This window comes from Campylobacter sp. JMF_06 NA1, assembly GCF_027737785.1.
Classification (GTDB): Bacteria; Campylobacterota; Campylobacteria; order Campylobacterales; family Campylobacteraceae; genus Campylobacter_B.
Genome location: NZ_JAOVUA010000012.1, coordinates 1 through 1059 on the forward strand (window position 1 = coordinate 1; position 1059 = coordinate 1059).

2 protein-coding genes are annotated in these 1059 nt (G+C 36.1%); both read right to left on the minus strand.

What is annotated here, in order from left to right; translation table 11 throughout:
* Window positions 1-560, minus strand: a 560-nt coding sequence (locus OFO07_RS07830) for a hypothetical protein (RefSeq protein WP_270871553.1), incomplete at its 3' end; no start/stop codon positions are given.
* Window positions 529-1059 (minus strand): hypothetical protein (locus tag OFO07_RS07835; RefSeq protein ID WP_270871554.1); only part of this gene is annotated, 531 nt, incomplete at its 5' end. The genes OFO07_RS07830 and OFO07_RS07835, both read right to left, overlap by 32 nt.

The window sequence follows — 1059 nt, forward strand, 5'->3', positions numbered from 1 at the left end:
TGTAGTGACACAAAACCTTCCGACAGGAATGGTTCATAAACTTCCATAACAGAATCAGACTTGGGCTTAACAACATCATGAACCCTACTTTGTTCTACATAAGACTGTGGCTTAACACTTAATGTGGTGAACCCTGTGGGTTTCATATCACCAACATTGTGATTTCTATTTTTCAACTTATAACAAGTGGAGACAAGGTGTCCGGGCTTTCTACAATAAGAACACATAAGTTTGGATGTGGGATTATGGTCTTTGTAATCAACACGTGACCTGTTATTAGGTTCACTAGAGGACTTAACGGGACTAGGAGTGGCAACAGGACTAGGTCTATTATGAGAATGTGGTCTAAATGAAGTGGTCTTATTTACAAAACTGGTCTTATGAGTAAGGGAGTAATCGTCAGCTAGACGAGCGGCTTCATCCAAAGTTTCAACTTGTTTCTCATCCAAAAACGACTTAATATCAGGCCTTAAACAACGTTTAAATTCTTCTACTAACATTAACTGTCTAAGTTTGTCATGACTCTGTTCAATCTTTTTTTGACATGCACCATCTATCAAATAATTGTTCTTTACTTCTAGCAAATTCTACATGAGTCTGGTTCTCTTCCTTTTTACAATTTCTGAATTTTTGCCTATACGCTTCCGGAACCAACTCGTACCCTTTCAATATGATCTCTTTTACTTTCTCATAATCTGTACTCTGAGCTGGGCTTAACTGAGTATATATTTCCCGAGCTTTACCTATCAAAGAGCTTTGCAGCAATAGAGTCCAGTGTTCCTTGGGCCATTTAAGATTTTCAGCAACTTTTTCAAAATGCATGAAATATTTGTCAACTTCTTTTTCTTGAAATGGTGGGACAAGTCTAATATGTTTTGTTACATCAAAGTTCTGATTATATCTACTAGTGTTATTCTCAGACTGACTTCTTAATTCTAACTCTTTCATTTGTAACTGAAATTGCCTATCTCTCTCTTTTTCTTCTCTTTCTTTTTCCTCTCTTTCCCTTTCTAACAATAATCTTTTCTCTCTTTCTTCTCTTTCTTTTTCTTTTTCCTC